Below are 8690 nucleotides of genomic sequence, written 5' to 3' on the forward strand. Positions count from 1 at the left end.
GTCGCGCTGCTCGACCAGCGCAACCTCGCGGGTCTCGGCAACGAGTACGTGAACGAGCTGTGCTTCGTGCGCGGGATGCTCCCCACCCGGCCGGTGCGCGACGCCGACGTTCCGAAGACCGTCGCGCTGGCCCACCGGATGATCGTGGCCAACAAGGACCGCGCCATCCGCTCCACGACGGGCGAGACGCGCAGAGGCCGCACCTCCTATGTGCACCGCAGGGAGGGGATGCCCTGTCGGCGCTGCGGCACTCCCATCGAGCGCATGCGGCTCGGGCGCAACGAGCTCGAGTTGCGGGAGACCTGGTTCTGCCCCGTCTGCCAGACCTGAGGCGGGGACCACAGACTAAGGGCGACCGTCACAAGACGGCCCGACGGCTGGAGCGGGAAGGCACAGCGAACCGGACCTCCCCGGCCGGATGGCCGGAGCCGGAGGCACAGCGAACGGGCGCACTCGCCGATCTCCGGCCACGAGGCCCGGGTTTCGGCGGGTGCGCCCGCTGTCGGCCGCCCGATCCACCGCCGCTGATGTGGGGTCGGGCGGCCGGCCGGACAAGCCGTCAGGCGGCAGGTCCGGAGGCCAGCGTCACGGTCGCCGTGTGGGACGCGCCCTCGGTGTCGGTCCACGTGATCGTCACCGACTGTCCAGGCTTGTGCTTCGCGAGCGCCGCGGTCAGGTCGGATGCCGAGCCGATCGTGGTGCCGTCGACGGCGGTGATCGTCGAGCCCGCCGTGATGCCCGCCGAGGCGGCCGGCGTCCCGTCGATCACATCACCGATCTGCGCACCCTGAACCGCCTGCTGACCGTCCTGCGCGCCACCCGTGCCGAGACCCCCGACGCCGAGCTCGCCGAGACCGGAGCCGTCGAACCCGGATCCGCCGAGGCCAGATCCACCGAGGCCCGATCCGCCGAGGCCCGATCCGCCGAGACCGCCCGAGCCGGAACCGGCATCCGATGCGACCTCGACGCCCAGGAACGCCGGCAGCCCGATCGTCACCGTCGCGCTGGCCTGTCCCGACTCGATCTGGTGCGCGATGCCGAGCGCCGTGTGGATCGGGATGGCGTATCCGTCCGTGACGTTCTGGCTGGCGGACGCGGCCGTGTCGATGCCGACGACCTCCCCGTCAGCGTCGAGCAGGGGACCGCCGGAGTCGCCCGCCTCGATGTCGGCATCCGTCTCGATGAGACCGGTCAGGTTCTCGGATGCGACGACTCCCTCCGCCTGCGTGGTGATGGACTTGTTCGTGCCCGTCACGCTGCCGCTGGCCGCGACCAGGGATCCTGTCCCGCCGGCGTTGCCGACAGCGGTGACCTTGTCTCCCACGGCTACACCGTCGTTGTCGAGCGTCGTCGTCGCAAGGCCCGACGCGCCCTGCAGCTGGAGCACCGCGACGTCGTCGGTCGCGTCGGTGCCCACGACGTGCGCCGTGTACGTGCTCCGCGTCGAGGGGACCGTGACGGTGATACTCGTCGATCCGTCGACCACGTGGTTGTTCGTCACGATCTCGCCCGAGCTGGTGAGCACGATCCCGGTGCCCGCCGCCTCCGAGCCCTCGTAGGCGAGGTCGGTGTCGATGACGACGACGCCCTTTTGCTGAGCAGCCGTCGCTGCGGTGGCCTGCTGGGTGCCGCTGCCCGACGGGTCGGATGAGCCGTCGCCCCCGCTCGAGCCGCCTCCCGGGAGCCAGTCGTATCCGGCCCGATTAGCGTTCTGCTGCGCCGCGTACTGCCCTGCGAACGCCGAGGCGACACCTTCGACCGTCGCGACGCTCGCGGCCATCCCGGCGAGCCCGAAGGCGACGGACGATGCCGCCGCGATGGCTATCCAGCCCGCCGTTCTCCGTTTGTTCGTGTCCTTGTGCATGATGCGTGTTCCGTTCCAGGTCGATTCGATGCCTCAAGTGGAACGCCTCAGCACGGAAAAGAACTTTGCCTCTTCCATGAGGATCCTATGAATGGTGAAGCGGGTCTCCCGCGCCGCGCCGCGGAGTCGCGGTGGCCGTTGAAAGGCGCTCCTCGCCGCTTCGGAGGCTCATCCGGACCGTCGCGCGGATGACGCGCATCCTGGCTGCGGCGGGGCCGCCGGCCGCCTTGACACGGACCGCGACGCATCCCTAATCTGAGTGAAACAATTCGCAGACAATACGAAAAGTTTCGCTCTCGGGCGGGCAACCGAGACAGCGACGGCGCGGACGCTTCCGCCGGAACGAGCGACATCGCCACCCCGATTCGCCCCACGTCGAGCGGCCGTGAGCCGGTCGTGCAGCGAAACATTGCCTGACGAACACGCACCACATCCGAGACAGCGAGGTCGCACATGCCACACACTCCACCGCCCCGATTCGTCCGCACGGACGGGACCCGATTCCTCGATGGGCACGGTCTTCCCATCCGCTTCACCGGGGTCTGCGTCGGCGGCTGGCTCAACATGGAGAACTTCGTCAGCGGTTACGCCGCGAACGAGAGCATGATGCGAGCCAGCGTGCGCAATGCGATCGGCGCCGACCGCGCCGACCGCTTCTTCGAGCGACTGCTCACCGCCTTCTACGGCGAGTCCGATGCCCGCTTCCTCGGCGAGCTGGGCATGACGATCATCCGCATCCCCGTCAACTACCGGCACTTCGAGTCGGATGCCCGCCCCTTCGAGATCCTGCCAACGGCGTTCGACCACCTCGACCGCGCCATCGAGGCGTCCGGCAGGCACGGCATCTACTCGATCATCGATCTGCACGCGCTCCCCGGCAGCCAGAACCACCACTGGCACTCGGACAACGAGACGCACGTGGCGCAGCTGTGGCAGCATCCGCACTTCCAGGATCGCGTCGAGAACATCTGGAAGGCGATCGCCGAGCACTACAAGAACAACACCTGGGTCGCCGGCTACAACCTGATGAACGAGCCTGCCGACGAATCGCGCGCCGCCGTCGGCCCGCTGTACCGGCGCCTGTTCGAGGCGGTTCGCGCCATCGATCCGGATCACACGATCTTCCTCGACGGCAACACGTACTCCACCGAGTTCGACATGTTCGATGCCGAGCCGTGGGAGAACACGGTCTACTCGCTGCACGACTACGTGGCGGCAGGACTGGGTCGAGGCGGCGACTACCCCGGCTACACCGACGGCGTGTGGATCGACAAGGACTACGCGTACCAGAAGTTCCTGCAGCGGTCGGAGTACGCGAGGAAGACCGGAACGCCCATCATGGTGGGCGAGTTCGCGCCCATCTACACGGGCGACGAGCGCAAGGATGCGATGCGCAGGCAGATCCTCGCCGACCAGCTGGAGATCTACCGCGACAACGACGTCAGCTGGACGAGCTGGATGTACAAGGATGTCGGCCGCCAGGGCCTCGTTCGCGTCTCGCCGGACTCCCCCTACCGACGCCGCTTCGACCCGTTCATCGCCAAGAAGAACCGCCTCGCCGCCGACCAGTGGGGAAGCGACCGGCTCGGCGGCGAGGGCGTGCGCGAGGTGAGCCAGGCGGTGCAGGACCTGGTGGCGCGCGAGTTCCCGAACTTCAATCCGTACCCGTGGGGACGCTTCGACTGGGTGGCGACGCTGCTGAACAACCTGCTGTTCGCCCAGCCGCTCGCACAGGAGTACGCCGACCTGCTCAAGGGCCTGGGCGACGACGAGCTCGACGCACTCGCAGACTCGTTCTCGTTCGAACAGTGCGAGGTGGCCGAGACGCTCCGCGACCAGCTCGTCTCGGGACAGGACGCCGAGCAGGCGCGGACGGCGTGAGCATGCGCGCCGTCGTGCTCCGCGAGCCGGGCACACCACCGCGTCTCGAAGACGTCGAGCTCGCCGCACCGAAGCAGGGCGAGCTGGTGGTGCGCATCGAGGCGGCGGGCGTGTGCCACAGCGACTACCACTACATGTCGGGCGAGCTCGTGGCGCCGCTTCCGCTGGTGCTCGGCCATGAGGGATGCGGCATCGTCGAGCAGGTAGGACCAGGTGCGGGCGACCGCGTGACCGTCGGCGACCGCGTCGCCCTGCTCTGGCGGCCGCGGTGCGGCCGGTGCGACGCCTGCCTGTCTGGGAACCCCGCACTGTGCGACAAGGGCAGGGTGCAGGCGTCCACGGGCGGCCTGCCGGATGGCACGAGCCGCCTGTCGTTCCCGGACGGCTCCGAGCTGCACCACCTGATGGGCGTCTCGTGCTTCGCCGAGCGGGTGGTGGTGAGCGAGAGCGCCGTGGTGAGGGTGCCAGAGGGCGTACCGCCGGAGGTCGCCGCCATCTCCGCGTGCGCCGTCGTCACGGGCGTGGGCGCTGTGCTCAACGTCGTCGAGCACGCGGCGGGCAGGGGAATGCTCATCGTCGGCGCGGGAGGCGTCGGCCTCTCCAGCGTGATGGGCGCCCGGCTCGTGGGGGCGAACCCGATCATCGTGGCCGACATCGATCCAGCCAAGCTCGACCTGGCGCGCGAGCTCGGTGCCACGCACGTCATCGACAGCAGGCATGACGACCTGCAGTCCGAGGTTTTGCGCATCACGGACGGCAAGGGCGTTCCGTGTGCCATCGAGGCCGTCGGACGGGCGCAGACGCTCGAGGCGGCACTCGAGTGCGTCGCGGCCGGCGGAACGCTCGTGGCCATCGGACTCGGGGCGGCGGATGCCCGCTTCACGGTTCCGCTCAACCAGCTCGTGCAGCGGCAGAAACGCGTCGTGGGGTCGCTGTACGGCTCCGCGAACCCACCGATCGACCTGCCGCGCATCTTCGGCCTCTACCTCGACGGACGCCTGCCGCTCGATCGCCTGATCGGAGAGCGCATGCCACTGGCCGACGTGAACATGGCCTACGACGCACTGCTGCGGGGCGCCGTCGGGCGCGGAATCCTCGTGCCCTGACGTCCACCGCAGCTGCGTGAGCCGGCGAAAGACGCTCGCCTCGTTGCCGTGGATTGCGCACACCCCGAACAAACTGGGCAGACTGGAGTCTGCGCCCGGCCAAGGCCGGATCGCGGCCCGAAGACGCCCCTCGAGCGAAGGAGCTTGCCCATGACCCTGCGCAGCCAGGACTGGTATGGCGGAGAAGGCCGCGACCCCTACATCCACCGCGCGTGGATGCGACGGGGGATCCCCGCCGACGCGTTCAACGGCCGCCGTCCGCAGATCGCGATCGCGAACACGGCGAGCGACCTCACGCCGTGCAACATGCACCTCAACGAGGTCGCGGAGTACGTGAAGAACGGCGTCTACGAGGCAGGCGGGATTCCGCTCAACCTCCCCGTGGTGAGCCTCGGCGAGACGCTCGTGCGGCCGACGGCGATGCTCTGGCGCAACATGGCGGCCATGGCGATCGAGGAGATGCTGCGCGCCAACCCCGTGGATGCCGTCGTGCTCCTCGGCGGCTGCGACAAGACGATTCCCGCCCTGCTCATGGGCGCGGCATCCGTCGACATCCCCGCCGTGGTCGTGCCGGGGGGTCCCATGCTCAACGGCCACTTCCGCGGCCAGCTGCTGGGCTGCGGAACCGGCGTGTGGCAGCTGAGCGAGGAGGTGCGTGCCGGCACGCTCAGCGAGGCGGAGTTCGAGAGGTCCGAGACCTCGATGATCCGCTCCAAAGGCCACTGCAACACGATGGGCACCGCCTCCACCATGGGCATCATGGCGGAGGCGCTCGGAATGACGATCCCCGGCCTGGCAGGCACGCCGGCCGCGGACTCGCGCCTGCTCGAGGCTGCACACGCCACGGGACGCCTCGCAGTCGAGCTCGTCGCGGAGGACCGCCGCATCTCCCAGGTGATCACCAAGGAGTCGTTCCACAACGCGATCGTCGCCCTGGCCGCCATCGGCGGCTCGACGAACGCCGTCGTGCACCTCCTGGCCATCGCCGGCAGGCTCGGAATCGACCTCACGCTCGAGGACTTCGACCGCATCGGTGCGAACGTGCCGCTGCTCGTCAACCTGCAGCCGGCGGGCGAATACCTGATGGAGGACCTGTTCCGCGCCGGCGGCGTGCTCGCGGTGTTCGACCAGGTGAAAGACCTGTTCGACCCGGCGGCGCAGACCGTGATGGGCGCGCCGCTCGTCGACTTCCTCGGCGCGCATCCGGTGTGGGACCGCGAGGTCATCTCGTTGCGCGAGGACCCGCTGCAGGATGACGCAGGCATCGCGGTCCTGCGCGGCAACCTCGCCACCCGCGGCGCCATCATCAAGCCGGCTGCTGCCAGTCCCGAGCTGCTCGTGCACCGCGGCAGGGCCGTCGTGTTCGACTCGATCGAGGACTTCCACGCCCGCATCAACGACCCCGAGCTGGACGTCGACGCCGACTCCGTGCTCGTGCTCCGCGGCTGCGGGCCGAGGGGCTATCCGGGGATGCCGGAGGTTGCGAACCTTCCTCTCCCGCCCAAGCTGCTGAAGCAAGGAGTGCGTGACATGGTGCGCATCTGCGACGGGCGCATGTCGGGAACGGCGTACGGCACCGTCGTGCTGCACGTGGCGCCGGAGGCGGCAGCGGGCGGAACACTGGCCCTGGTGCAGGACGGAGACATCATCTCGCTGGACGTGCCGGCGCGCAGCATCCAGCTGGAGGTGAGCGACGAGGAGCTCGCGCTCCGCAAGCCGCCGTTCCGCGAGACCGGCGCCTTCGCCACGGCGGAGCGCGGGTGGCAGAAGCTGTACATCGAACACGTGCAGGGCGCCGACACGGGTGCCGATCTCGACTTCCTGGTGGGGTCGAGCGGGTCCCAGGTCACCAGGGAATCGCACTGACGAGGACGCTGCCGTTGGCGCCGCAGTCGCGCGTGGCCTTCGACGGGTGTGAGCAGTCGGCACCGCGCCGGCACATCGAAAGGACAACAGGATGAACGACACCACCCACCGCCCGTCCCTCGCCCTGGCCAGGGTGCGATCGGGCGACGACGTGCTGTGGACGGTTCGCGCAGGCGACGCGTACGCGCCCCTGGGCATCACGCTGTCCGAGCTGCTCGCCCTCCCCCGCGAGGAGGCCCGCGCGACCGTGGAGCGGGCGGGCGGCAAGGCCGCGACCGCGAGCATCCGGGTGGATGCCGTGCTCGCCCCTGTCGACCCGGCCCAGGAGGTGTGGGCGGCGGGCGTCACCTACCTGCGCAGCAGGGACGGACGCATCGAGGAGGCGACGGACGGGTCACCGTACGACCGCGTGTACGTCGCGGAGCGGCCCGAGCTGTTCTTCAAGGCGACCGGCCGGCGCGTCGTCGCGCACGGCGAGCCCGTCGGAGGGCGCGCCGACTCCACGTGGGACGCCCCGGAGCCTGAGCTCGGAATGGTGCTCGACGCACGCGGCGAGATCTTCGGCTTCGTGCCGGGCAACGACGCCAGCAGCCGCTCAATCGAGGGCGAGAACCTGCTCTACCTGCCGCAGGCAAAGGTGTACACCGCCGCGTGCGCCCTCGGACCCGAGATCGTGCCCGCGTGGCTCGTGACGCCGCCGTTCGACATCGCCATGACCATCGTCCGTGGCGGCGAGACCGTTTTCGAGGGAACGACGTCGACGGATGCCATGGCGCGCACTCTCGCCGACCTCGCCGACTGGCTGTTCCGGGGCCTCGACTTCCCGGACGGCACGATCGTGCTCACGGGAACCGGGATCGTGCCCGGCGCCGACTTCACGCTGTCGCCGGGAGACGAGGTGACGATCGACATCGCTGGCCTCGGCACCCTGCGGAACCCGGTCGTCAGCGTCGGCCGCTGAACCGAGTCTGCCTCCCGTCCGGCCGCCGCTTGCGCCCGTGCCGTCAGTCCTGACGGCGTCTGCCCAGCGTGCGCCAGGCGATGACGGCGACGATGATGATCGCGATGGCCGAGATGACCCACACGGGTTCCATGCGTGCTCCTCACCGGGGCGGCGCCTCAGAGGGCGCGACAGACAAAGCTGCCACGGTAATCGGAGGAGCAGGCATACGCCACCCCTGTGCCCCGAGTCGAGCGCGACGGGCGACAATGGAAGCCGGCAAACGTTTTCCAGGCCGGGCCGTCATGAGGTCCTTCGAGCGATCGACGGAACAGCGATCGACTGAACAGCGATCGACTGAACAGCGATCGACGGAGGAACGCGATGAGTCGGACCGAGCAGACTGAACACGACACCCGAGAAGGAGACACGATGAGCGACACCACGACCGACGTCCGAACGAACGCCGAGCTCGACGCGGTGATGGCGGCGGCCGCCGAGGCGGCACCCGTGCTTGCCGCGACGGCGCCCGGCGAGCGCGCGAAGTGGCTCCACGCCATCGCCGACGCTCTGGATGCCGATGCGTCGTCGCTCGTTCCGCTCGCCATGCGGGAGAGCCACCTTCTCGAGCCGCGGCTCACCGGCGAGCTCGTGCGCACCACGTTCCAGCTGCGGCTGTTCGCCGAGGTGCTCGAGCGCGGCGCCTACCTCGACGCCACCATCGATCCCGCCGACGCAGCATGGGGCATGGGCCCGCGGCCGGATCTGCGCAGGGTGCTGCGCGCGATCGGCCCCGCCGCCGTCTATGCCGCCAGCAACTTCCCGTTCGCGTTCTCGGTGGCGGGAGGCGACACCGCTGCCGCGATCGCGGCGGGGTGCCCCGTGGTCGTGAAGGCACACCCCGCGCATCCCGAGCTGTCGCGTGCCGTCGCGGCGCACGTGAGCGACGCGCTGAAGGCATCCGGAGCGCCGGACGGGTCGTTCGCGCTCGTCGAGGGGCTTCAGACCGGCAAAGACCTCGTGCTGCACCCGA

The 8690-nt window shown here is 69.6% G+C and carries 6 protein-coding genes and 1 pseudogene; 6 read left to right on the top strand and 1 reads right to left on the bottom strand.

Translation table 11 applies throughout. The annotated features are described in order from the left end of the window. Positions 1-330 (top strand): annotated as a pseudogene (locus tag VHB92_RS11480) (zinc finger domain-containing protein); the annotation flags it as partial. Between the two features lie 229 nt (positions 331-559). Here the strand turns inward: VHB92_RS11480 and VHB92_RS11485 are convergent. Further along, positions 560-1864, bottom strand: a complete 1305-nt coding sequence (locus VHB92_RS11485; protein WP_325453892.1) for a S1C family serine protease — start codon at positions 1862-1864, stop codon at positions 560-562. A 453-nt stretch (positions 1865-2317) separates the two neighbouring features. Here VHB92_RS11485 and VHB92_RS11490 point away from each other — a divergent pair, with 453 nt between their 5' ends. The 5 genes from VHB92_RS11490 to VHB92_RS11510 form a co-directional block, all read left to right on the top strand. Then, entirely contained in the window at positions 2318-3745 is a 1428-nt protein-coding gene (locus VHB92_RS11490; protein ID WP_325453893.1) for a glycoside hydrolase family 5 protein, read from the top strand. A 2-nt stretch (positions 3746-3747) separates the two neighbouring features. Beyond that, positions 3748-4851, top strand: a complete 1104-nt coding sequence (locus VHB92_RS11495) for a Zn-dependent alcohol dehydrogenase (RefSeq protein WP_325453897.1) — start codon at positions 3748-3750, stop codon at positions 4849-4851. Between the two features lie 150 nt (positions 4852-5001). Then, on the top strand, positions 5002-6717 hold the full coding sequence (locus tag VHB92_RS11500; protein ID WP_325453894.1) for an IlvD/Edd family dehydratase: 1716 nt from the start codon (positions 5002-5004) through the stop codon (positions 6715-6717). Positions 6718-6808: 91 nt separating this feature from the next. Next, positions 6809-7678 carry a fumarylacetoacetate hydrolase family protein gene (locus VHB92_RS11505; protein ID WP_325453895.1) on the top strand — a complete coding sequence of 290 codons (870 nt, stop codon included), beginning with the start codon at positions 6809-6811 and terminating at the stop codon, positions 7676-7678. Positions 7679-8089: 411 nt separating this feature from the next. Then, on the top strand, positions 8090-8690 hold a 601-nt coding region (locus VHB92_RS11510), incomplete at its 3' end, for an aldehyde dehydrogenase family protein (RefSeq protein WP_325453896.1).

The sequence above is a fragment of the Humibacter sp. genome, assembly GCF_035547335.1.
GTDB lineage: Bacteria > Actinomycetota > Actinomycetes > Actinomycetales > Microbacteriaceae > Humibacter.

Coding starts and splice junctions, on each gene's coding strand:
- VHB92_RS11485 (WP_325453892.1), bottom strand. CDS start 1,864: ATGCACAAGGACACGAACAAACGGAGAACGGCGGGCTGGATAGCCATC.
- VHB92_RS11490 (WP_325453893.1), top strand. CDS start 2,318: ATGCCACACACTCCACCGCCCCGATTCGTCCGCACGGACGGGACCCGA.
- VHB92_RS11495 (WP_325453897.1), top strand. CDS start 3,748: ATGCGCGCCGTCGTGCTCCGCGAGCCGGGCACACCACCGCGTCTCGAA.
- VHB92_RS11500 (WP_325453894.1), top strand. CDS start 5,002: ATGACCCTGCGCAGCCAGGACTGGTATGGCGGAGAAGGCCGCGACCCC.
- VHB92_RS11505 (WP_325453895.1), top strand. CDS start 6,809: ATGAACGACACCACCCACCGCCCGTCCCTCGCCCTGGCCAGGGTGCGA.